The sequence below is a fragment of the Streptomyces sp. NPDC014882 genome (genome assembly GCF_043081325.1).
In the GTDB taxonomy this organism is placed as follows: Bacteria; Actinomycetota; Actinomycetes; order Streptomycetales; family Streptomycetaceae; genus Streptomyces.
The window spans coordinates 410484-435408 of the sequence record NZ_JBIBWL010000001.1; the positions used below are offsets into that span (position 1 = coordinate 410484).

Genomic DNA, 24925 nt, shown 5'->3' on the forward strand with positions numbered 1-24925 from the left:
GGCTGTCGGCGCTCGCGGGTGCCGGCGGCGAGGGCGCGCGTGCGGTGCCGGACCGCCTCCTCGGAGTCACCGTCCCGCCGGGCCGCGCGGCGCACTTTTCGAGCAACCGATCCCAGGGACAGGAGCGGGGGAATGGACGAACCTCCCTGCTCGCGCGGGGTGCAGGAGGTGCGGGAACCCCCGGCCGGCCGGCCGGGGCCCGGCGGCGGCGCGGTACCTCGCCGGATGCCCGCTGCTCGTTTCGCCGCGGATGCCGCATCCTTGAGGTGTGGAGTTCCTCGGGGACGAGTCGGTCGAGCGGGACGGGAGGGCGCAGGGGATGAGTTCCGGCGCACCTGCTCATAACGCTTCGGTGCACAACGAAGGGCACGGTGCCGCGGCCGGTCCGGCCGCAGTGCACCATGGACCGATGCGCGAAGACGAGGCGGTCCGTGCCCCCGGGCCCATCGGCGGACTCGTCCACCGCGCGGTGGACGGCGACGAGCAGGCCACCCACGACCTGCTGGCCCACGTCCACCCCCTCGCCCTGCGCTACTGCCGTACCCGGCTGTCCCGGCTCCCCGGTGACGCGCGCCACTTCGTGGAGGACCTCGCGCAGGAGGTCTGCGTGGCCGTCCTCCTCGCCCTTCCGCGCTACAAGGACACGGGCCGTCCCTTCGAGGCCTTCGTCTTCGCCATCGCCGCCCACAAGGTCGCCGACCTCCAGCGCGCGGCGATGCGCCACCCCGGTTCCACGGCGGTCCCCTCCGACGAGATGCCGGAACGCCCCGACGACTCCCTCGGCCCGGAGGAGCGGGCCCTGCTCAGCAGCGACGCCGAATGGGCGAAGAAACTGCTGGCCAACCTGCCCGAGAACCAGCGGGAACTGCTCCTGCTGCGCATCGCGGTGGGCCTCACCGCGGAGGAGACCGGCCAGATGTTGGGAATGTCACCCGGGGCCGTGCGCGTGGCCCAGCACCGCGCGCTGAGCAGGCTGCGGGCCCTCGCCGAGCAGTAGCACCGCCGCGGTCACGCCGTGCTCCCGCCCGGGTCCCCCCGAGCGGACCGGACGGCGTCCGGCGCCGGACAGCCCCTAGGCTGGACGGTGCTGGTGGTCCGCCCGCCGCACGGGTGCCGGCGGCCCGCCCGCTGAACGGGCCGAGCGCTGTCGCCGTACGAACATACGAACATGTGAAGTCCTGAGCCATGCCGGAGCGTGGAATTCCGGGGGTGCGCTTCCCGTTAGCATGGACATCCGCACCGATCAAGGCCATTTGGGGAAGGTGTCATGACTGCCAACGTCGACGGAGTGCCCGCCAAATTCGCGACCCTCGGGCTCACCTACGACGACGTGCTGCTGCTGCCGGGCGCATCCGAGGTGCTCCCCAACGCGGTCGACACCTCGTCCCGCATCTCCCGCAACGTCCGCGTCAACATCCCGCTGCTCTCGGCGGCGATGGACAAGGTGACCGAGTCCCGCATGGCCATCGCGATGGCCCGCCAGGGCGGCGTCGGCGTGCTGCACCGCAACCTCTCCATCGAGGACCAGGTCAACCAGGTCGACCTGGTGAAGCGCTCGGAGTCGGGCATGGTCACCGACCCCATCACGGTGCACCCGGACGCGACACTGGCCGAGGCCGACGCACTGTGCGCCAAGTTCCGCATCAGCGGCGTCCCGGTGACCGACGGCGGCGGCAAGCTGCTCGGCATCGTCACCAACCGTGACATGGCCTTCGAGTCGGACCGCACCCGTCAGGTGCGTGAGGTCATGACCCCGATGCCGCTCGTCACCGGCCACGTCGGCATCTCCGGCACGGACGCCATGGAGCTGCTGCGCCGCCACAAGATCGAGAAGCTCCCGCTGGTCGACGAGGCGGGCGTCCTCAAGGGCCTCATCACGGTCAAGGACTTCGTCAAGGCCGAGCAGTACCCCCGGGCCGCCAAGGACGCCGAGGGCCGGCTGCTCGTCGGCGCCGCCGTCGGCGCCAGCCCCGAGGCGCTCGAGCGCGCCCAGGCCCTCGCCGAGGCCGGCGTGGACTTCCTGGTCGTCGACACCTCCCACGGCCACAACAGCAACGCCCTCGCCTGGATGGCGAAGATCAAGTCGAGCGTGCGCGTCGACGTGATCGGCGGCAACGTCGCCACGCGGGACGGCGCCCAGGCCCTGATCGACGCCGGCGTCGACGGCATCAAGGTCGGCGTCGGGCCCGGCTCGATCTGCACCACCCGCGTGGTCGCCGGCATCGGCGTCCCGCAGGTCACCGCCATCTACGAGGCGTCCCTCGCCGCCCGCCCGGCGGGCATCCCGCTGATCGGCGACGGCGGCCTGCAGTACTCCGGCGACATCGGCAAGGCGCTCGCCGCCGGCGCCGACACGGTGATGCTGGGCAGCCTCCTCGCGGGCTGCGAGGAGTCGCCGGGCGAGCTGCAGTTCATCAACGGCAAGCAGTTCAAGTCGTACCGCGGCATGGGCTCGCTGGGCGCCATGCAGTCCCGCGGCCAGGGCAAGTCGTACTCCAAGGACCGCTACTTCCAGGCGGAGGTCGCGGCCGACGACAAGCTCGTGCCCGAGGGCATCGAGGGCCAGGTGCCCTACCGCGGCCCGCTCGGCACCGTGCTGCACCAGCTCGTCGGCGGCCTGCGCCAGACCATGGGCTACGTGGGCGCCGCCACCATCGCGGAGATGGAGACCAAGGGCCGCTTCGTCCGGATCACCTCCGCGGGCCTCAAGGAGAGCCACCCGCACGACATCCAGATGACGGTCGAGGCACCCAACTACAGCAGCAAGTAGCCGCACGGGCTTCCCAGGGCGGTCCCGGAACCTCCGGGGCCGCCTTCGCCGTGCCCGTCGGCGATACTGGAAGACGCTGCAACGCATCAGGGAAAGGCCACACACGTGACTGAGATCGAGATCGGGCGCGGCAAGCGCGGCCGCCGGGCGTACGCATTCGACGACATCGCCGTCGTCCCCAGCCGCCGTACGCGGGACCCGAAGGAGGTCTCGATCGCCTGGCAGATCGACGCCTACCGTTTCGAGCTGCCGTTCCTGGCCGCCCCCATGGACTCCGTCGTCTCCCCGGCCACCGCGATCCGCATCGGCGAGCTGGGCGGCCTGGGCGTGCTCAACCTCGAGGGCCTGTGGACCCGGTACGAGGACCCGCAGCCGCTGCTGGACGAGATCGCCGAGCTGCCCGCCGACCGGACGACCCGCCGGCTCCAGGAGATCTACTCCGCGCCGATCAAGGAAGAGCTGATCGGGCAGCGCCTCAAGGAGGTGCGCGACTCGGGCGTGGTCACCGCCGCCGCGCTCTCCCCGCAGCGCACGGCCCAGTTCTCCAAGGCCGTCGTCGACGCCGGCGTGGACATCTTCGTCATCCGCGGCACCACGGTCTCCGCGGAGCACGTCTCCGGCTCGCACGAGCCGCTGAACCTGAAGCAGTTCATCTACGAACTCGACGTCCCGGTCATCGTCGGCGGCTGCGCCACCTACACGGCGGCCCTGCACCTGATGCGCACGGGCGCGGCGGGCGTCCTCGTCGGCTTCGGCGGCGGCGCGGCGCACACCACGCGCAACGTGCTCGGCATCCAGGTCCCGATGGCGACGGCGGTGGCCGACGTCGCCGCCGCCCGCCGCGACTATATGGACGAGTCCGGCGGCCGGTACGTCCACGTGATCGCGGACGGTGGCGTCGGCTGGTCCGGCGACCTGCCCAAGGCCGTCGCCTGCGGCGCCGACGCGGTGATGATGGGCTCCCCGCTCGCGCGCGCGACCGACGCGCCCGGCCGCGGCCACCACTGGGGCATGGAGGCCGTCAACGAGGAGCTGCCGCGCGGCCAGAAGGTCGACCTCGGCACGGTCGGCACCATCGAGGAGGTCCTCACCGGCCCGTCCCACACGCCGGACGGCTCGATGAACTTCTTCGGCGCCCTGCGCCGCGCCATGTCCACCACCGGTTACAGCGAGCTGAAGGAGTTCCAGCGCGTCGAGGTGACGGTGGCGGACTCGGTGCACCGGCGGTAGACCGCACGATTCCGGCATCGGCAGGGGCCGGTCGACTCACTCGGGTGAGGCGACCGGCCCCTTTCGCATGCCCGGACGGGCGCGGGGGCGCGGCGCGCGGAGGTGTGGGGGCGTGCGGCGCGTTGAGGGGGCGCACGGTTGCCTTCGGGGGGAATGCGGGCTGGTCAGGGGTGTCGCGGACGGTAGCGTCCGGATCGGCGCCCCAGTCGTGTGGGGTGCCCCCTTCCCAGGACATGGTTCCGGACCCGAGCCCTCGGGGCCCGGCCCGATTTCCTGAGCGAGCCGTCCACCGGGCCACTGGGCGGCTTCGTGGAAGGGGGCGCCCGTGGGACGCCACCGCAAGCCCACCCGCTGGGACCGACTCCGTCTCCGGACGGTGCAGTGCCGGAGGAGGTGGATCTTGCGGCTTTTCGGATGGTGAGCGGCCGCCCCCACACACACTAGGGGCGGACACTCCGTGAACCATCAGGCGCCTGCCGCAGTGGCCACTGCGGTGGGCGCCACCCGTTCGTACCGTACCGGCGGGCCGTGTCGTACGCCACCAGCGTCCGGAGCCCGGGTCCGCCTCGTGCGCCCCGGTTCACAACCGGTGCGCCGCCCCCGTCGGCGTGGCCCCCCGCGTGTCGAGCAGCAGCTGCGCCTTCACCGAGAGGCCCTGGAGGTCGTACGTCCGGTGCTGCTGGAGGAGGATCGTCAGGTCGGCGTCGGCGGCGGCCTCGTAGAGGGAGTCGGCGCGGGGGACCGGGCGGTCCAGGACGCTCCAGGACGGGACGTGCGGGTCGTGGTAGCTGACGGCCGCGCCGAGTTCCATGAGGCGGATCGCGATCTCCCGGGCCGGGGTGCCCTGCTGGTCGGCGAGGTCGGCCTTGTAGGTGACGCCGAGCAGCAGCACGCGCGCGCCCCGCGCCGACTTGCCGTACTCGTTGAGAAGGGTCGCGGCGCGCTGGACGACGTAGCGGGGCATGCGGCTGTTGACCTGCTGGGCGAGTTCCACCATGCGCAGGGGACTGCCGTGCTGGCCGGTGCGGTCCAGGGGCACGGAGTGGCCGCCGACGCCCGGTCCGGGGCGGAAGGCCTGGAAGCCGAACGGCTTGGTCTCGGCGCACCGGATGACGTCCCAGAGGTCCACCCCCAGGTCGTTGCACAGGACGGCCATCTCGTTGACGAGGGCCATGTTGACGTGCCGGAAGTTGGTCTCCAGGAGGGTCACCGTCTCGGCCTCCCTGAGGCCGCGCGCGCGGACCACCTTGTCGGTGAGACGGCCGTAGAAGGCGGCGGCGGACTCGGTGCAGGCGGGGGTGAGGCCGCCGATGACCTGCGGCGTGTTGGCGGGGGTGAAGTCGCGGCGGCCGGGATCGACCCGGCTGGGGGAGTACGCGAGGTGGAAGTCGCGGCCCGCCCGCAGCCCGGACATCTCCTCCAGGAGCGGCCGCAGGAACTCCTCGGTCGTCCCCGGGGGCACGGGCGACTCCAGGATCACGGTGGTGTGCGGGCGCAGGTGTCCGGCCAGGGTGCGGGCGGCCGCCTCCACCTGGCTCAGGTCGGGCCCGCCGTCGGCGTCGCGCGGCGCGGGGGCGCAGATGACGGCGGTGCGCACCCGGCCCAGTTCGGCCGGGTCGGTGGCGGGCCGGAAACCCCCCGAGAGCATCCGGCGCAGTTCGGCGGGGCTCAGGGAACCGGGTTCGGGTCCGGTGCGGTAGCCGAGCGTGGGGATGCCGGCGGCCACGGCGGCCTGGGCCAGGGGCAGGCCGAGCGGGCCGAGTCCGATGACGGCGAGATCTGCGGGCATGGCGTGGGCCGTCCTTCCCAGTAACCGAAGCGGGACAGGTGCGCAAGCCCTGTGGACAGGACGGGCGAGCGCAATGTCAGACTAGGAGTAAATATGACCGATTTACGGGATTGATCGGCTGCGTTTTCCGGTCGGCCGGCCGCGGGCGGGTGCGCTTCCGGGGAGTTGTCCACAGGCTGGGGCGAGTGGTGGCTGAACTCGGGCAACGCGGTCACCATGGGGGCAGAGGGACACGGCCGGGCCTCGCCCCGAAGGCGGTGCGGCCGACGCGACCGACAGCGGGAGGCAGCGGTGAGGACAGCGACACTGGGGCCGGCGCAGCGAGCCGAGTCACTTGCGGCCATGGCCGAGGGCGAGCTGGACGTGCTGGTCGTGGGAGGCGGGGTGGTCGGCGCGGGCACCGCCCTCGACGCCGTCACCCGCGGTCTGTCCACGGGGCTGGTCGAGGCGCGGGACTGGGCGTCGGGCACGTCGAGCAGGTCCAGCAAGCTGATCCACGGCGGGCTGCGCTATCTGGAGATGCTCGACTTCGCCCTCGTCCGCGAGGCGCTGAAGGAGCGCGGACTGATGCTGGAGCGGTTGGCGCCGCACCTGGTCAAGCCCGTGCCGTTCCTCTACCCGCTCCAGCACAAGGGCTGGGAGCGCTGGTACGCCGGTTCCGGCGTCGCGCTCTACGACGCGATGTCCATGGCCCGCGCCCACGGAAGGGGCCTGCCGACCCACCGTCACCTGAGCCGCCGTCACGCCCTGCGGATCGCACCCGCCCTGAAGAAGGACGCGCTCGTCGGAGCCCTCCAGTACTACGACGCCCAGGTGGACGACGCCCGCCATGTGGCCACCCTGGTGCGCACGGCGGCGGCGTACGGCGCGAGGACCGCCAACCGCGCGCGCGTGAGGGCCTTCCTGCGGGAGGGCGAGCGGGTCGTCGGCGCGCGCGTCCAGGACCTCGAGGGCGGCGGGGAGTACGAGATCCGCGCCCGTCAGGTCGTCAACGCCACGGGCGTCTGGACCGACGACACGCAGTCCATGGTGGGGGAGCGGGGACAGTTCCACGTCCGCGCCTCCAAGGGCGTCCACCTCGTCGTGCCCAAGGACCGCATCCACTCCTCCACGGGTCTCATCCTGCGCACCGAGAAGTCCGTACTGTTCGTCATCCCCTGGGGCCGGCACTGGATCGTCGGCACCACCGACACCGAGTGGGACCTCGACAAGGCCCACCCGGCCGCCTCCAGCGCCGACATCGACTACGTGCTGGAGCACGTGAACTCCGTCCTGGCGGTGCCGCTCACCCGGGACGACGTCGAGGGCGTCTACGCCGGACTGCGCCCGCTGCTCGCCGGCGAGTCGGACGCCACCAGCAAGCTCTCCCGCGAGCACACCGTCGCCCATCCCGTGCCCGGGCTCGTCGTGGTGGCGGGCGGCAAGTACACGACGTACCGGGTGATGGCCAAGGACGCCGTCGACGCGGCGGTGCACGGTCTCGACCTGCGGGTCGCCGAGTGCGTCACGGAGGACGTGCCGCTGCTGGGCGCGGAGGGCTACCGTGCGCTGTGGAACGCGCGGGCGCGCATCGCCGCCCGGACCGGGCTGCACGTGGTGCGCGTCGAGCACCTGCTCAACCGGTACGGCTCGATGACCGAGGAGCTCCTCGCGCTCGTCGCCGAGGACCCCACGCTCGGCGAGCCGCTCCACGCGGCCGACGATTACCTGCGCGCCGAGATCGTCTACGCCGCCTCGCACGAGGGGGCGCGGCACCTGGACGACGTGCTGACCCGGCGCACCCGCATCTCCATCGAGACCTTCGACCGGGGCACCCGCAGCGCCCGGGAGGCGGCGGAACTGATGGCGCCGGTCCTCGGCTGGGACAAGGGCCGGATCGAGCGCGAGGTCGAGCACTACGAGAAGCGGGTGGAGGCCGAGCGGGAGTCGCAACGGCAGCCCGACGACCTGACGGCGGACGCGGCGCGGCTGGGGGCGCCGGACATCGTGCCGCTGTGAGGGCAGCCCCGCGGGGTGCCGAACGTCGTGATGCGCGCCCACCGCCGGCCGCTCACCGCCGGTCGCCGGCTCCCGGCCGCCCGGCCCTGGCCGTCCGGCCCGGCCGGGCTCGGTCCAACCCGGCCGGGCCCGGCTTGGTCTGACCCAGTCTCACCTTGCCCGGTTCACGTCGGCCCGGCTTGGCCCGGCTCAGCCCGGCCCGGCTTGGCCGTACCGGAGGCGGACCAAGGGGCGCGGGGGCGGGCGGGGGAGGACCGTGGCGGGTCCCAGGAGGGCCGGGGCCGCGGGGACGGTCAGGAGCCCGCGCGGTGGCCGGACCGCGGGCCGCTCCCCTTCCGCTTCGTGTTCCCGGTGTGTCCGTCGTGCAGAGCGGGTGAGGAGGTCTCGCACCGGGGGCCTGAGCGGGCTCCGCGGCGGGTACCCGGTCGCCGTCGGGCTCACAGAAGGGGCTTTTCGTACACAGAGGAGTGCCGTTTCCGCCCGTTGGCCGGAGTCTGCTGCACCTTCTGGCCGAAATGCGTCGGTCCTGAGGGGTGGTGAGGGGCACCCTGGGCGTCGGGCACTTGTCGGGTGAGGGACAATGAAGGCTCTGTCAGGGCGGGTTGCATGAGGGGACGCATGTCGGAGGCGGAGCGGGCGGGAGCATCCCGTCAGGACAAGAGCGCACGTCTCCTCGCCGGGCGGTACCGGCTGGGAGACGTACTCGGCCGCGGCGGCATGGGGACGGTGTGGCGAGCGGAGGACGAGACCCTCGGACGCACGGTCGCCGTCAAGGAGCTGCGGTTCCCGGGGAACATCGACGACGAGGAGAAGCGCCGGCTGATCACCCGGACGCTGCGTGAGGCCAAGGCCATCGCGCGGATCCGCAACAACAGCGCGGTGACGGTCTTCGACGTGGTCGAAGAGGACGACCGGCCGTGGATCGTGATGGAGCTCGTCGAGGGCAAGTCGCTCGCCGAGGTCATCCGCGAGGACGGAGTGCTGGAACCCCGGCGCGCGGCGGAGGTCGGGCTCGCGATCCTCGACGTCCTGCGGTCGGCCCATCGCGAGGGCATCCTGCACCGCGACGTGAAGCCGTCCAACGTGCTGATCGCCGAGGACGGCCGGGTCGTGCTCACCGACTTCGGCATCGCCCAGGTCGAGGGCGACCCGTCCATCACCTCGACCGGCATGCTCGTCGGCGCGCCCTCCTACATCTCGCCGGAGCGCGCCCGCGGCCACAAGCCCGGGCCGGCGGCCGACCTGTGGTCGCTGGGCGGTCTGCTGTACGCGGCGGTCGAGGGCACACCCCCCTACGACAAGGGCTCCGCGATCGCGACGCTCACCGCGGTGATGACCGAGCCGCTGGAGGAGCCGAAGAACGCGGGTCCGCTGCGGGACGTCATCTACGGCCTGCTCACCAAGGACCCGGTGCACCGGCTGGACGACGCCGGGGCGCGGGCGAAGCTCAACGCGGTGCTCCACGCGCCGGAGCCCCGGGAGGCCGAACCGGCGGACGCGACGAAGCTCGTGCCGTTGCCGATGCAGCCGGACGCCTCCCGGAGCCGGTCGGGTGCGTCCGGGGGAGAGGCGGCCGAGAAGCTGCGCGGGGCCCTGCGGTCCGTGCGGAAGGCGGCGGCCGCCGCCGGGACGGCCGGCTCGGCCGCCGCCCGCGCCAAGTCGGCCGACGCGTCCTCCGCTCCGGCCTCGCCGGGCACGCCGGAGGAGACGCGGGGCGGTGCGGCCACCGGGGCCGTCACCTCGGCGTCGGCCGTGGCGGCCGCCAAGGCCGCGGGGACCGCCCGCGGGAGGACGACCACCACCGCGGCCTCCGCCTCCATGCCGGTGACCCGCACCACGACCGGGGCGGCCGGCGGCGCCGGAGCCACGGGACAGGAGGGACGCGGGGCGAACGGGCAGCCCGCCGGACGCAGTTCGGGGTGGCCCGTGATGACGCCGCCGGACCTGCCGCCGCGGCCCGTTCCCAGGGCGCCGCTGACCGACGTGGTGCCGAAGAGGACGCTGGTGATCATCGCCGTGGTGGTGGCGCTCGCCGTCCTCGGCACGGTGCTGGCCCTCACCCTCGGCGGTGGCGGCGACGACGCGAACGGCGCGGACGGCGCCAAGAGCGGCGGCGGTTCGCAGGCCGCCGCCAGCGACAGCGCCGCCGCCGACACCAAGGAGGACGAGAACGGCGGGACGCGGGCCGACGGCTCGGCGTCCCAGTCCGCGACGGCCGGCTCGGCCTCCGGCGACACCTCGCCCGGCAGCACCGCCACGGCCGACGGCACCGCTTCGGGCGGCTCCGCCACCGGAGCCGGCGCGGCCGTGACGACGTACAAGGGGAAGCAGGGCTACTCGATCGGGCTGCCCGCCGGCTGGAAGTACCAGTCCGCGAGCGCCGCGGGGGACCGTTTCACGGGGCCCGACGGACAGAAACTGCTGGTGGCCTGGACGACCACGCCCAAGGACGACCCGGTCGCGGACTGGGAGAACCAGGAGCGCTACATGAAGCGCTCCCAGTACCAGAAGGTCCGCATAGCGGAGGTGGACTACCGAGGCTGGAACACGGCCGACTGGGAGTTCACCTACACGGAGGGCGGGACGGCGTACCGGACGATCGACCGCGGCTTCGTGGTCGACGACCACCTCGGGCACGCGCTGATGTACACGGCGAAGGCCGCCGCGTGGGACGGCGATCTCCGGGTGAACACCTGGAAGACGCTCACGCAGACGTTCACGCCGAAGAAGTAGTGCCGGGCGAGGGCGAGGGCGAGGGCGAGGGCGGGAGAGGGCGCGGGGGCAGGGCTCCGCGGCTCCCCGCCCGTGCCGGTCCGCGTCCCGAAGGTTCCTGACGGGCCCTCGACGGTCCTTCGCCAGGTCCTCGGGGGGCCTCGGGGGCCCCGGGGGGCCTTCGGCAGGTCCCCGAACGGCTCCGGGCAGGGTTTCGGCGCGTGAGATCTGCCATCCCCTCTTTCCGGGTTGCCTCCGGCACGTATCGTGAGTGGCCGCGGACCGTAAGCAGTCGGCTGTCCGGCTGAATCCGGCTCGATCCGGCTGGAACGGCCCGCGGGACGAACGGATCTGACCGACCGGCCGGCCGGGGGAGGCATCGTGGACGACTACGCGGGACGGGTACTCGCCGGCCGCTACCGCCTGCCGTTGCCGCCCTCCGACGAGTACGAACTCACCGAGACCCGGGCCTTCGACACCTACAGCGGGCAGGAGGTCCTGGTCCGCCAGGTGCCGTTGCCGGAGGTCGTCGAGGCCGAGGTGCTCGACGCGGACGGGCTGCCCGAGGGGTTCACCGCGCGGGAGCCCGGAGCACGCCGGCCGGCGGGGGGCCCCGGCCCGGGCGCGAGCACGCGCCGGCCCGCCGATCCCGTCGTACGGCGGGCCGTGGAGGCCGCGCAGGCCGCCGCGAGCATCCCCGACCATCCACGGCTCGACCAGGTCTTCGACGTGTTCGCCGAGGGCGGCTCCCTCTGGGTCGTCAGCGAACTGGTGTCCGCCCGGCCGCTGGCGGCGCTGCTCGCCGAGGAGCCGCTGACGCCCTACCGGGCGGCGGAGATCGCCTCCGACGTGCTCATGGCGTTGCGGGTGCTGCACGCGCACGGCTGGGTGCACCGCAACATCACCCCGCGCACGGTGCTCGTCTGCGACGACGGCCGGGTCGTGCTGACCGGGCTGGCGGTCGGCGCGGCGGAGGAGACGCTGTGCGGGTACGACCCGGTGCCGGTGGACGAGGAGCAGGCGCGGGAGCAGCGGCGACAGGGAGAGCAGCCGCCCCACGGGCGGGAGGGCGCCGGGCCCGCGGGACCCGGGGACCCGGGCCCGGGGCGGGCGGGCATCGCGGTCGCCGGGACCGGCGGTGCCGGTGGCGGGGACCCCGAGGCCGCACGGCGGGCGGCGATCGAGGCACGGGCCGCCGGCGGGCTGCCCGCGGCGGGGGTCGAGCCGGCTCCCGGGGCCTCCGGGGCGGTGGCCCGCCGGCCCGTGGAGACGGGCGGGGACATCCGCGCCGCGCGGGCCGGGGCGATCGCGGCCTACCGCGCGGGCGCGCGGGCGGCGGCGCGGGTGCACGAGGCGCAGCAGGGCGGCGGGCCGGCGCTGCCGGGTTCCCGCACCCCGGCCGGGGGCGACACCGGCACCGGGCCCGGCACCGCGGGCGCGGCGCCGTCGCCGTACGTCCTCGGCGGTGGCCCGGAGCAGGGACCGGGCGGCGCGGGGAGCGCGCCGCCCGGGCAGATCGCCGACCCCTACGGCGTGGCCGGCGCCCCCGGCCCGAGGCCGCTCGGGACCGGTGCGGTGTCCCTGCCGGAGCGGAGCGGCGGCGGGGCGCCGGCGGGGCCGCGCTGGGACGAGCCGGCCGGCGGGACCGGAGCACGGCGCGGGCCGGCCACGGCGCCGGCCGCGGAACGGGCGCGCCAGGCGCGGATGGCCGTGGTCGGCCCCGTCACCGAGCGCTGGGCGCCGGAGCAGGCCGGACCCGTGCACGAGAACTGGCAGCTGGCCGCGCCCATCGGGCCCGCGACGGACCTGTGGGCGCTCGGCGCGCTGCTGTTCCGCGCCGTGCAGGGCCACGCCCCCTACCCGGAGGAGTCGACGGCCGAACTGGTGCAGCTGGTGTGCGCCGAACCGCCCGCCTTCGCCGAGGAGTGCGGGCCGCTGCGACCGGTCGTGGAGTCGTTGCTGCGTCAGGACCCCATCGACCGGCTGGGCTTCGAGGAACTGCGCGGCTGGCTGCGGTCGCTGGTGCGCTCGGCACCCGAACCGGAGGCGGGGACCTACGTGGTCGCCGCGCCGCCCGCCGACCCGCGCCGGCTGCCGATCGTGCGCCGCAAGGGCGAGCTGGTGCGCAGACGGCGCGCGGGGCTGCCCGCGGCGCACGGGCGGCACAAGCGGGGCCGGCCGGACACGGGGCGTTCGCCCCGCAGCCTGGGTCGCACCCTGGTCGTGCTGGTGCTGCTCCTGCTGGCCGCGGCGGTCGGCTACGCCGTGATGTTCATGCCCAAGGCGGACGAGGCGGGCACCGGCGGCGCGGGCGGCGCGGAGCGCACCGGTGCCGCCGGCCAGGTGAACCCGGCTCCCGACGCGAGCAGCGAGCCCCGGCCCGACGACGGCAGCCCTCCGGCCTCGGGCAACAGCCCCTCCGGGTCGGCCTCCGGGAGCACCGGGACGCAGTCCGGCGGCCTGCCCGGCGGCTTCACGCTGCGCAAGGACGCCGAGGGCTTCCGGATCGCCGTCGCCGACGGCTGGGACCGCACCCCGAAGAACGGACGCGGTCAAGTCGTGTACACGCACGCGGGCTTCGAGCTGATCGTGGTGCCGGGGCGGGACTCCGCCGCCCGGTACGGCAGCGATCCGATGGTGTACCAGCGGGAGAAGGAGGGCGAGTTGCAGCCCTACCGAGACTCCAGCTGGGCGACCGCCTCCGGCCTGCGGACCATCCAGGTGGGCGGACGGACCTCGGCCGAGGGGCAGTTCACCTGGACCGGCGGCGACGGGCGCGAGCTGTTCGTGCGCAACGTCGCGCTGCTCCTCGACGGGCGCTACCACGTCGTGCAGGTGCGCGGACCGGAGGCCGAACGGGACGAGGTGACACGGCTGTTCGAGCAGGCGTCGGCCAGTTACCGCTACACGGGCTGAGCGGCCGCCCGGCGGCAGGCGCGGTTTCCCGGCCGGCGCCGACGGTTCCCTCGCGCGGGCAGAAGCGACAACCGTCACAGTGCGGTCTCCGTGGCCCCGCGCAGGTTCCCCGGACGCGGGCCGGTCTTTACGCTGATCCTGTCAAGAGCATTGCGGGGCAACGTGAATCAGATGCAGGGCCTGCTCGTCGCGGGCCGTTACCGGCTCGTCGACGCCATCGGCAGCGGCGGCATGGGCCGCGTATGGCGCGCGCACGACGACCTGCTGCACCGGTCGGTCGCCCTCAAGGAGCTGACCGCCGCGCTCTACGTCTCCGAGAGCGACCGTCCGGTCCTGCTGGCGCGCACCAGGGCCGAGGCCCGCGCCGCCGCGCGGATCAACCACTCCGCCGTCGTCACCGTGCACGACGTACTCGAACACGACGGCCGCCCCTGGATCGTGATGGAGCTGGTCGAGGGCCGTTCACTGGCCGACGCGGTCAAGGCGGACGGGCGTGTCGAGCCGACCGAGGCCGCCCGGATCGGCCTGTGGGTGCTGCGCGCCCTGCGCGCCGCGCACACCGCGGGCGTCCTGCACCGCGACGTCAAGCCCGGCAACGTGCTGCTCTCCGACGACGGCCGGGTCCTGCTCACCGACTTCGGGATCGCCCAGATCGAGGGCGACACCACCATCACCCGCACCGGAGAGGTCGTCGGGTCCGTCGACTTCCTCGCCCCCGAGCGCGTCCGCGGCCACGACCCGGGGCCGTCCTCCGACCTGTGGGCGCTCGGCGCCACGCTGTACACGGCGGTGGAGGGCCGTTCGCCGTTCCGCCGCACCTCGCCGCTGACCACGATGCAGGCGGTCGTCGAGGAGGAGGCCGCCGAGCCGCGGTACGCCGGCCCACTCGCCCCCGTCATCGCCGCGCTGTTGCGCAAGGAACCGGCCGCCCGGCCCGACACGGCCGCCGCGGAACGCCTGCTCGCGGAGGCGGCGGAGGGCCGCCGGCCGGACGAGGCCCAGGCGTACGTACCGACGCGCTACACGGGGCAGGGGCAGGACGCCCGGGGCGGCGGTGCGGCCGGGGCGGCGACCGGTGGGCGGGGCCACCTCACGGACGGCGAGGGCACGCCGTACCCGTCCGGGTCCACGCACGCCGGCGGCACGCCGTACCCGACCCCCGGCCCGTACGCCACGGCGGCCGCGGGGCCGGGCGCCCCCGCCACTCCCGCCTCCGCGACCCCCGTCCCGGCCGTCTCCGGGACGCACGCGCACCCCGTCACCGGTCCGACCGCCGTCGGCCCGACCGGGCCGGGAGCAGGGCCGGGAGCAGGGCCGGGAGCAGGGCCGGACGCCGGGCAGGCCCCGGCGGGCCGGCCGCCCCGGCGCCGTCGGCTGCGCACCCTCGCGCTGGTGGTGGTCGTCGCCGCGCTGGTCGGCGGCGGTACGGCGGTGGCCCTGCGGACCTGGGGCGGCGACGGCACGACGCGGGGCTCCGGTTCGCAGAGCCCCACCCCCACCCCCGGCCCCACCGCCACCGGCGGGCAGCAGGACCAGGGCGCCGCTCCCGACGCCTGGGTGGACGTCGACGACCCCCTCGGCTTCGGGCTCTCACTGCCCCGGACCTGGGAGCGGAAGCTGTTCCAGGACGACGGCGACCTGAAGCAGGTCGACTACTCGCCCGACGGCGGCGAGCACTTCGTCCGCATCGCCATCGACACCTCCCCGGACTTCGACGACCCCTACGCCCACCAGGCCGACCTCGAACAGCAGCTCCGGCGACTGGCCGACTACGAGCGGGTCACCCTCGAACCGAACACCTACCGCGACCGCGAGGGCGCCCGGTGGGAGTACACCTGGACCGCGCTCGCCAAGGACACGGACTTCCCCGGTCCGCGGCACGCGGTCGAGGAGGCGTACATCGCCCGCGACGGCACCGAGTACGTCATCTACATGTCCTCGCCCGCCGAGGACTGGGCGCGCACCGCCCGGCAGTTCACCTCGGTGCTGCAGAGCTGGCGGGAGCCGCCGGGCGCCTGAGGACTCTCCCGCGGATCAGGCCGGACCCCGCGGGGTCCGGCCTGATCCGCACCCGGGAGTCCGGCGGGTCCGGGCCCGTCCCGGCGGGGCGGCGCCGCGCGTGACTTGGCCGATCAGCGCCCCGGAGGCGTGACGTCCGGTGGGGCATGATGGGCGCATGGGGACCGAGGGGGACGCCGTCCGGGTCATCGCGGGCCGCTACCGGCTGGAGGCGAAGCTCGGGCGTGGCGGCATGGGGATCGTGTGGCGGGCGACGGACCACCTGCTGGGACGGCGTGTCGCGGTCAAGGAACTCGTCCAGGACGACTCCCTGTCCGCCGAGGAGGCCCGCGCCCGCCGCGACCGGACGCTGCGCGAGGCCCGCGCGGTCGCCCAGCTCAGTCACCCGCACGTCATCGTGGTGCACGACGTCGTCGTGGAGGACGAACGCCCGTACATCGTGATGGAGTTGATCGAGGGCGGCTCGCTCGCCGACCGGATCGCGGAGCACGGCCCGGTCGACCCGCGCGAGGCCGCCCGGATCGGCGCCGACCTGCTCGGCGCGCTGCGCGCCGCGCACGCGGCCGGGGTGCTGCACCGGGACATCAAGCCCGCCAACGTCCTGGTCGACTCCGCCACCGGCCGCGCCGTCCTCACCGACTTCGGCATCGCGCAGGTCGCGGGCGCCACCACCCTCACCGAGACGGGCTCCTTCGTCGGTTCGCCCGAGTACACCGCGCCGGAACGCATGTCCGGGGAGCGGACCGGTCCCGCGTCGGACCTGTGGTCGCTGGGCGCGCTGCTGTGCACGGCGCTGAGCGGCGAGTCGCCGTTCCGCCGCGACTCGCTCGGCGGCATCCTGCACGCCGTCGTCTTCGCCGACATCCGTACGCCCCCGCAGGCCGAGCCGCTCCTGCCCGTCGTACGGGGGCTGCTGGAGCGGGATCCGGACCGGCGGCTGGACGCGGAGCGGGCCGAGCGGATGCTGCGCGCCTTCCTGGACACCGGGCGCACGCCGGCCGACCGGACCGGGTACACGCCCACGCAGGCCGACCTGCCGCGGCAGCGGCCCGCCCGCCCCGCCCCGGACCCGCCGCTGCGCGAGCGGTCCACACGGGGCGCGCTGGTGGCCGCGCTGCTGGTCGCCGCGATGGCGGGCGCCGGCGTGTCGGCGGCGCTGCTGCTCGACCGGGGCGGCGACGGGGGCGGCACACCGTCGGCCTCGGCGCCGGGGGGACCGGGCGGCGCGGTGGGGACGGCGTCCGGCGGCACGCCCGCCCCCGCCTCCTCCACGCCGCACTCTCCCACCCGCGGCCCTTCCGGCACCCCGTCCCCGGGCCGCCCCAGCGCACCCTCCGGCTACCGCGTCGTCGACGACCCGGCCGGGTTCACCCTCGCCGTGCCGCAGGGGTTCACCCGCGACCCGCAGGGCGAACGGGTCTACTACCTGTCCCCGGGGCAGGTCTTCCGGATCGGCGTGAAGATCGGCGTGCCGCAGCCCGGGGGTCCCCTCGGGGTGATGGAACGCGCCGCGCTGGAGGGCCCCGACACCAACCCCGGCTACCGCGACGGCCGTGTCACCGAGACGACGCGCGCCGGACGGCCCGCCGCCCTCTGGGAGTTCACCTGGGACGGCTTCGACGCGGCGGAGGGCGCCCGGCACACGTACGACCTGTGCTGGGAGGACGGCGGGCGGCTGTACGACGTGTGGGTCTCGGCGCCGGCCGGCAGGGCGCGGGAGGCGCGCGGGTACTTCGACGTGGCCGTCGACACACTCGTACCGGAATAAGAGGGAGATAAGGGGCGGACCGCGTCACGGGTCTGTGACCGGTGGCGGCCGCTGGTGGATATCGGCCCGCGTGGCGCGATAAGGATGGACGCATGAGTCACGACGGGGGACCGGGCCACGGGGCCGACGACACCACGAGTTTTGTTCTGCAACCGCCACGGCAGGCGCAGTCGCCCGAGCCTCCCCAGGCTCCCCGGTCGTCCCTGCCTCCGCAGGCTCCCCGGTCCCCGCAGGTGCCCGGGCCCCAGCAGCCGCCGCGGTCCCACCCGCCGCAGGCGTCCCACGACACGCCGGCCCCGCACCCCGGCAACCCCTACGCGATGCCCGACGGGGCCGCGTCCGCCCCGCGGGAGAACGGCGTCGGGCGGCTCATCGCGGGCCGCTACCGGCTCCTCGCCAGACTCGGGCACGGCGGCATGGGCACGGTGTGGCGGGCCAAGGACGAGACGGTGGACCGGGAGGTCGCCGTCAAGGAGCCGCGCATACCGGACCACCTTCCCGAACGTGAACGCGCCAACGCGTTCGAGCGGATGCGGCGCGAGGCGCGGGCCGCGGCCCGGCTGGACCATCCGTCCGTCGTCAACGTCCACGACGTCGCGGTCGTCGACGGGCAGCCGTGGATCGTGATGGAGCTGGTCCACGGGCGGTCGCTCGGCGCCGCCCTGGAGGAGGGCACGCTCGGCGTGCGCGAGGCCGCCCGCGTCGGCCTGGAGGTGCTCGGCGCGCTGGAGGCCGCCCACGCGGCGGGCATCCTGCACCGGGACGTGAAGCCGGACAACGTGCTGCTCGGACGGCACGACCGGGTCGTCCTCACCGACTTCGGCATCGCCCGGATCGAGGGCGAGACCAACCTCACCGACACCGGCGGCTTCGTCGGCTCGCCCGAGTTCGTCGCACCCGAGCGGGTGCTGGGCCAGCGCCCCGGCCCGGCGTCCGACCTGTGGTCGCTGGGCGTGGTGCTGTACGCGGCGACGGAGGGCGTCTCGCCGTTCCGCCGCAGCAACACCCCCGCGACCCTCCAGTCCGTCCTCAACGCCGTGCCCGCGCCGCCCGCCGCCGCGCGGGGCCCGCTCGCCGAGGCCATCAACGGCCTGCTGGAGAAGGACCCGGCCCGCCGCCCCGGGGCCGCGCAGGTCCGCGCCCTGCTGGAGCGCGCCGCGAACCCGCCCGCCCCGGCGCCCACCCGGGCGGTCACCACGCCCGGGATCCTCACCGGAGCCGGAGCCGGAGCCGGAGCCGGAGCCGGAGCCGGAGCGGACACCGGTGTCGGAGCGGACACCGGTGTCGGAGCGGACACCGGTGTCGCGGCCTCGGCCGTCCCGATCGGCGGCTGGTCCGTCAAGGTCAGTGCCGGGCGTGCCGGCTGGGGCCTGCGGGTCGGCACCCGGCTGTTCTGGACCGGCCTCGGGGCGGCGGTCGTCGCCGCCGCGGTCGCGGCCTGGCTGACCGTCGCCGACCCCTCCGCCGGCGAGCTGCCCGCCGACTGGACGACGAGCGCACAGAAGGACGTCACCGCGACGCTGGCGGTGCCGCGGGACTACGTGATCGGCACGCCGGACCGGGAGTCGGACGACGGCCACTGGGTCAGCTTCACGGACCCGAGCGGGGCCGTCTCGATCCTCCTGGCCGTCGAGCGCAAGGCGGAGGACACCGGCGGCGGGATCAAGGACTCCGCGGCCGCCGAGATGTACGAGGACAACGACGACTTCAAGACCAACGGCGACTACGCCCTCGACATGCCGAAGGGGCCGAGGACCGCGCCCGACGCCAACGCCCGCCACCAGGGCAGGCCGGCCGCCGGGAACACGGTCGTCTACACCACCGACGACACCCGGGACCCGCGCCCCCGCGAGATGCGGATGCTCTACTACAAGTCGACCGCCGGCGACATGTACAAGCTCACCGTCACCTACCCCGGCAAGGGCGACTTCACGGAGCGGGGCCGGGAGGTGGCGCGGACGGCGATCGCCCACCTCGACGTGGACAAGCCCTGACGACGTGGACGAACTCCGACGACGTGGACGAGCCCTGACGGGCCGTCCGCTCGTGGGGGCCGTGCGGCACGGGTGACGACGGGGACCCGGCGGACGCGACCGGGGCGCCGCGGAACGGCAGCCGCCGCGGGAAACCGCCGCAAGGAACCGGGACGGGAAGCCGCCACGGGGAACCGCCACGCACAACCCGCTGATCAGCGGGTTTGTTGCCAGTGATCACTGGCAGCGTGTGTGTGGTCGGTGAATCCCTATTACCGACGGGTACCAAAAGCGTTCGCCACGTCATACCCTGCGGCTCATGACGGACTCGCAGGCCCCGGAGAAGACCGGTACCAACCCCCTCGCCCCGACCCCCGCCGGCGCCCGTACGGCCGCCGACGTGGTGACCCCCCAGCTCGTCGCCCACCTCACCAAGGGCGTCGCCGGCTCGGGGCTCACGGTGAACCACACGCCGTTCACCGGCGAGAAGCTCGCCGACCTGCCCGAGTCCACCCCGGAGGACGTACGGCGGGCGTTCGCCGAGGCCCGGGCCGCGCAGGCGGTGTGGGCGCAGGTGCCGGTGCGGGAACGGGCCGCGGTCCTGCTGCGCTTCCACGACTTGGTGCTCCAGCGCCAGGGCGAGGTCCTCGACCTGATCCAGCTGGAGACCGGCAAAGCGCGCCTGCACGCCCACGAGGAGGTGCAGGCGGTCGCCGTCGCGGCCCGGCACTACGGCCGCAAGGCCCCCGCCTACCTGCGGCCGAAGCGGCACGCGGGCGCCATGCCGACGCTGACCAAGGTCACCGAGCTGCGTCACCCGCGCGGGGTCGTCGGTCAGATCGCCCCCTGGAACTACCCGCTCGAACTCTCCGTCGGCGACGCCCTGCCCGCCTTCGTCGCGGGCAACGCGGTCGTCATGAAGCCCGACACGGAGACCTGCCTCACCGCGCTGTGGGCCCGTGACCTGCTCATCGAGGCCGGGCTGCCCGCAGAGGTCTTCCAGGTCGTCATCGGCGAGGGCCCGGTCGTCGGCCCCGAGGTCGTGCGGCACGCCGACTACGTCTCCTTCACCGGCTCCACCCGCACCGGCCGCGAGGTCGCGCAGGGCGCCGCCGCCCGCCTGGTCGGCGTCTCCCTCGAACTCGGCGGCAAGAACGCCATGCTGGTGCTGGAGGACGCCGACGTCGAGAAGGCCGCCGCCGGAGCGGTCCGCGCCTGCTTCTCCTCCGCCGGCCAGCTGTGCATCTCCATCGAGCGGCTGTACGTCCACGAGTCGGTCGCCGACGCCTTCCTGGAGCGCTTCGCCGCCCGCACGAGGGCCATGCGCCTCGGGACCGCCCTCGCCTACGGCGCCGACATGGGCTCCCTCGTCGGCGAACGCCAGCTGGAGACCGTGACCCGGCACGTGGAGGAGGCCGTCGCCCAGGGCGCCCGGGTCGTCGCCGGCGGTGTCGCCCGCCCGGACATCGGCCCGTACTTCTTCGAGCCGACGATCCTCGACGGCGTCACGGAACCGATGTCCGTGTGCGGCGAGGAGACCTTCGGCCCGGTCGTCTCCGTCTACCGCTTCACGACCGACGACGAGGCGGTCGAACGCGCCAACGCCACGCCGTACGGCCTGAACTCCTCGGTCTGGACGAAGGACGGCCGGCGCGGCCGCGCGATCGCCGCCCGGCTGCGCACCGGCACCGTCAACGTCAACGAGGGCTACGCCCCCGCCTACGGCAGCGTCCAGTCGCCCATGGGCGGCATGAAGGACTCCGGCCTCGGCCGCCGCCACGGCTCCGAGGGCATTCTCAAGTACACCGAGGCCCAGACGGTGGCCCAGCAGCGGCTGCTGCCGATGGCGCCGTCGCTGGGCATGGACGACGAGAAGTACGCGGAGTTCATGAGCCGCAGCCTGCGTCTGATGAAGGCGTTCCGCTTCCGCTAGACAGCACCCCGTTCTCGACGAGGAGAGCACGTGTCACAGGAGAACTCCGCCCAGCCCCGGGACGAGGACGACCCCGACCACCGGGCTGCCGAGGCCGGCCCCGACGCCGAGACGAACACCGGTACCGGTACCGACGCGAACGCCGGCTCCGTCCCCGACGCGAACGCCGGCCCCGTCCCCGACGCGAACGCCGGCCCCGTCCCCGACGCGACGGACGACGCCGACGCCGCAGACGTGGACGCCGTGGACGCAGAGGCGGACGCCGCGTACGACTACGACGTCGTCGTCGTCGGATCCGGCTTCGGCGGTTCGGTCACCGCCCTGCGCCTCACGGAGAAGGGGTACCGGGTCGGCGTCCTGGAGGCCGGCCGCCGCTTCACCCGCGAGTCGCTCCCGAAGAACTCCTGGGACCTGAAGAACTACCTCTGGGCCCCCAGGCTCGGCATGTACGGCATCCAGCGCATCCACCTGCTGGGCAACGTCATGGTCCTGGCCGGCGCGGGCGTCGGCGGCGGCTCCCTCAACTACGCCAACACCCTCTACGTCCCGCCGAAGCCCTTCTTCGAGGACCCGCAGTGGCGGCACATCACGGACTGGCAGGAGGAGCTGGCCCCCTACTACGACCAGGCCACCCGCATGCTCGGCGTGCGCCTCAACCCGACGACGACCCCGTCCGACGTGCACCTCAAGGCCGCGGCCGAGCGGATGGGCGTGGGCGACACCTTCCACATGGCCCCGGTGGGCGTGTTCTTCGGGGACGGCCGGGACGCCGACGGGTCGGTGACGGCCCGGCCCGGCGAGCAGGTCGCGGACCCCTACTTCGGGGGCGCGGGCCCCGCCCGCAAGGCCTGCACCGAGTGCGGCGAGTGCATGACCGGCTGCCGGCACGGCGCGAAGAACACCCTCAACGAGAACTACCTCCACCTCGCCGAGAAGGCGGGCGCCGTCGTCCACCCCCTGACGACGGTCGTCTCGGTCACCGACGACTCACGGGGCGGGTACGCGGTGGCGACCCTCCCGACCGACGACCGCCGCAGGTCACGCGGCCGCACCTTCACGGCCCGCCGGGTCGTCCTGGCCGCCGGCACCTACGGCACCCAGACCCTGCTGCACCGCATGAAGGCGGGCCGGCAGCTGCCGTACCTCTCCGACCGGCTCGGTGAGCTGACCCGCACCAACTCGGAGGCGCTGGTCGGCGCCCAGACCGACGACCGCCGCTACCGCAGGGCGACCGGGCGGGCGAGGGCCGACTTCACGCACGGCGTCGCGATCACGTCCTCGATCCACCCGGACCCGCACACCCACATCGAGCCGGTGCGCTACGGCAAGGGCTCCAACTCCATGGGCGGCCTGTCGATCCTCCAGGTGCCGTACGCGGAGGGCTCGTCGCGGGTCGCCGGGTGGCTGGCGCACGCCGCCCGCCACCCCGTCCTGATGCTGCGCTCCCTGTCCAACCGCCGCTGGTCGGAGAAGACCATCATCGGCCTGGTCATGCAGTCCCTGGACAACTCGCTGACGACGCACCTGAAGCAGACGGGCGTCGGCAAGGGCCTGCTCACCGCGCGCCAGGGGCACGGCAGTCCCAACCCCAAGCAGATCAAGGCGGCCTCGGAGGCGGCCGACGCCCTCGCCGCGGAGATCAACGGCTTCGCCGGCTCCAACGTGGGCGAGCTGATGGGGACCCCGCTCACCGCCCACTTCCTCGGCGGCTGCCCGATCGGCGACTCCCGCGAGACCGGCGTCATCGACCCGTACCACCGGCTCTACGGGCATCCCGGCATCTCCGTCGTGGACGGCGCCGCCGTCTCGGCCAACCTCGGGGTGAACCCGTCGCTGACGATCACCGCCCAGGCCGAGCGCGCGATGTCGTACTGGCCGAACAAGGGCGAACGGGACCCGCGCCCCGCGCAGGGAGCGGCCTACGAGCGGCTGAAGCCGGTGGAACCGCGCGACCCGGCGGTCCCGGCCGAGGCGTTCGCGGCCCTGCGGCTGCCGTTCCTGGGAATGCCGGCGATGCCCCCGAAGAAGTAGCCGGACACGGAACCGCGGACGGCACCGGACACGGAACCGCGGACAGTACCGGACACGGAGCCGCGGACAGCACCGGAACCGGGGACGGAAAGAGGGACCTGCGCCCCCCTCCGAGCGCAGGTCCCTCTCTCACGGTGGCCCCAGGGGCCTTGTCAGGCTTACGCCTGCGTCCTGCGGCGGCGCGCGGTGAACACCGCACCCGCACCGGCGACGACGGCGACACCGCCGACCAGGCCGATCATCGGCAGCACGGAGCTGGAGCCGGTCTCGGCGAGGCTGCCGGTGGCCGGGATCTCGTTGGCGCCGCCCTGCGGCTGCTTGCCGCCCGCGGGAGCCTTGCCCTCGCCCGGCTTGGCCTCACCCGGGTCGTCGTTGCTGCTGCCGGGCTTGAGCACGGTGAACTCGTAGAGCGCGAAGGAGCTGTGGACGCAGTTCTTCTCCTCGTCCACGTAGCCGCCGAGGCCCAGGGTGAAGCCGTCGCCGGCCGGGGCCTTCGCGGTGATGTCGACGCGCAGCTTGATGTCGACGGTCTCCTTGGGGCCGAGTTCCGTCTGGCCGAAGTAGAAGCCGTTGCCGAAGTCGTCCGCTATCGAGTCCCAGGCCTTGGCCTGCGGGTCGTAGTACTCGATCTTGGCGTAGGTGCTCAGCCAGGTCCGCTCGTCGTCGCTCATCGAGTCGTTGTCGATGGCCGCGAGCCACTGCACGGTGCCCAGGGCCTCGTCGCTGTGGTTGGCGGCGGTGAGCTTGAAGGTGTGCCACCCGCTGCCCGCGACGATCCTGCCGGGCAGACCGGACACGGACAGTTCCAGCTGGGAGTCGACGTCGACGCCGTCCTCGTCGACCGGGCAGTCGTCGGGGAACTCCGACGGCTCCTCGCCGGGCGAGGAGGACGCGGACGCCGACGCCGATGCCGACGACGACGAGGAGGACGAGGACGACGGGGAGCCGGTCGGCTTCGTGTCGTCGGAGGCGGACGCCGAGCTCGACGCGGACTCGGACGCGGACTCCGAGGCGGACGCGGACTCCGAGGAACCCGCCGAGTCGGACGGGGAGGCGGAGGTGCTCTCGGACGACGACGCGCTCGGCGACGCCGTACCGCCGTCCTCGGCGAAGGCGGTCGGCGCCGACAGCAGGGCCAGCGGCGCGAGGACGGCGGTCGCGGCCATGGTCACCATGGCCCGGCGGAGCTTCATGAAAAAAGGACCTCGATCGATGCGAAGCGCCACGGCGGTGAGACCGCGGCGCGGTTGAGGAGGCCTTCCGCATGGGGGAGCGGCTGAGGGCCCTGGGTTCGCTACGTGTGACCGGCGAAGCCTGTGAAGAGTTGCCCTCGCTTCACGCGTTCTTTATGTGTCATGCGTCACACCGGCATGGCGAAGGGCCCCGCGGGACGGATCCGCGGGGCCCTTCCTCATCGTCGGCACCGGCGTCAGGGCGGCGCCGGGGGGTCGCGCCGCCGGCTCGTCGGGCTTCCGCGTCCGCGCCGGGGGCGACGGGGCGCACGCGGAGCACGTGACTGGTCCGGACCTTCGACGGTCGGTGGGGACACGACACCACTCGTCGGGTCACCGCACGGGGGAGTGGTGCGATCTGGTCGTCCCCGGGGGGACTCGGGGCTTTCTCCGCGGTGTGCCGGACGGACGCGGCGTCCGCGACCGGCCGGCCCGGCCCTGGTGCGCCTCCGCCCTTCCCGCCGGCCGGCCCCGGGCGTCCCCGGGGCCGGCCGTTCTCTTGGGTGACCGGGCCGCTGTCCCCTGCCGTCCGGTCACTTCCCTGGAGCGAGGTC

General features: G+C 74.2%; 13 protein-coding genes. 11 read left to right on the forward strand and 2 right to left on the reverse strand.

The features are described from left to right. The first annotated feature begins 409 nt into the window (after nt 1–409). From ACF09K_RS01880 to ACF09K_RS01890, 3 genes are all read left to right on the forward strand, one after another. Nucleotides 410–997: a sigma-70 family RNA polymerase sigma factor gene (locus ACF09K_RS01880; RefSeq protein WP_392240495.1), complete on the forward strand. Its 588-nt coding sequence runs from the start codon at nt 410–412 to the stop codon at nt 995–997. Nucleotides 998–1267: 270 nt separating this feature from the next. Next, on the forward strand, nt 1268–2770 hold the full coding sequence (guaB, locus tag ACF09K_RS01885; protein ID WP_392240496.1) for an IMP dehydrogenase: 1503 nt from the start codon (nt 1268–1270) through the stop codon (nt 2768–2770). 105 nt (nt 2771–2875) lie between these two features. After that, complete coding sequence (locus ACF09K_RS01890; protein WP_392240497.1) at nt 2876–4000, forward strand: GuaB3 family IMP dehydrogenase-related protein; 1125 nt, start codon at nt 2876–2878, stop codon at nt 3998–4000. A gap of 580 nt (nt 4001–4580) precedes the next feature. Here ACF09K_RS01890 and ACF09K_RS01895 read toward each other — a convergent pair. Beyond that, entirely contained in the window at nt 4581–5789 is a 1209-nt protein-coding gene (locus ACF09K_RS01895) for a nucleotide sugar dehydrogenase (protein ID WP_392240498.1), read from the reverse strand. Between the two features lie 291 nt (nt 5790–6080). On the opposite strand from ACF09K_RS01895, the gene ACF09K_RS01900 reads away from it, so the two are divergent. The 8 genes from ACF09K_RS01900 (at nt 6081) to ACF09K_RS01935 (ending at nt 23139) form a co-directional block, all read left to right on the forward strand. Then, nucleotides 6081–7787 (forward strand): glycerol-3-phosphate dehydrogenase/oxidase, encoded by a 1707-nt coding sequence (locus tag ACF09K_RS01900; RefSeq protein WP_392240499.1) that lies wholly within the window; start codon nt 6081–6083, stop codon nt 7785–7787. 618 nt (nt 7788–8405) lie between these two features. Next, complete coding sequence (locus ACF09K_RS01905) at nt 8406–10520, forward strand: serine/threonine-protein kinase (RefSeq protein WP_392240500.1); 2115 nt, start codon at nt 8406–8408, stop codon at nt 10518–10520. Between the two features lie 360 nt (nt 10521–10880). Beyond that, nucleotides 10881–13415 (forward strand): protein kinase, encoded by a 2535-nt coding sequence (locus tag ACF09K_RS01910; RefSeq protein ID WP_392240501.1) that lies wholly within the window; start codon nt 10881–10883, stop codon nt 13413–13415. Nucleotides 13416–13586: 171 nt separating this feature from the next. Beyond that, nucleotides 13587–15434: a serine/threonine-protein kinase gene (locus ACF09K_RS01915; protein WP_392241000.1), complete on the forward strand. Its 1848-nt coding sequence runs from the start codon at nt 13587–13589 to the stop codon at nt 15432–15434. 157 nt (nt 15435–15591) lie between these two features. Next, a complete protein-coding gene (locus ACF09K_RS01920) occupies nt 15592–17202 on the forward strand; it encodes a serine/threonine-protein kinase (RefSeq protein WP_392240502.1) in 1611 nt (536 codons plus the stop codon). 92 nt (nt 17203–17294) lie between these two features. Continuing rightward, nucleotides 17295–19196: a serine/threonine-protein kinase gene (locus ACF09K_RS01925; RefSeq protein WP_392240503.1), complete on the forward strand. Its 1902-nt coding sequence runs from the start codon at nt 17295–17297 to the stop codon at nt 19194–19196. Nucleotides 19197–19494: 298 nt separating this feature from the next. Continuing rightward, a complete protein-coding gene (locus ACF09K_RS01930) occupies nt 19495–21108 on the forward strand; it encodes a succinic semialdehyde dehydrogenase (protein ID WP_392240504.1) in 1614 nt (537 codons plus the stop codon). A 234-nt stretch (nt 21109–21342) separates the two neighbouring features. Next, nucleotides 21343–23139 (forward strand): GMC family oxidoreductase N-terminal domain-containing protein, encoded by a 1797-nt coding sequence (locus ACF09K_RS01935; protein WP_392241002.1) that lies wholly within the window; start codon nt 21343–21345, stop codon nt 23137–23139. Between the two features lie 158 nt (nt 23140–23297). On the opposite strand, the gene ACF09K_RS01940 is transcribed toward ACF09K_RS01935, so the two are convergent. Continuing rightward, complete coding sequence (locus tag ACF09K_RS01940; RefSeq protein WP_392240505.1) at nt 23298–24332, reverse strand: LAETG motif-containing sortase-dependent surface protein; 1035 nt, start codon at nt 24330–24332, stop codon at nt 23298–23300. Nucleotides 24333–24925 lie beyond the last annotated feature (593 nt).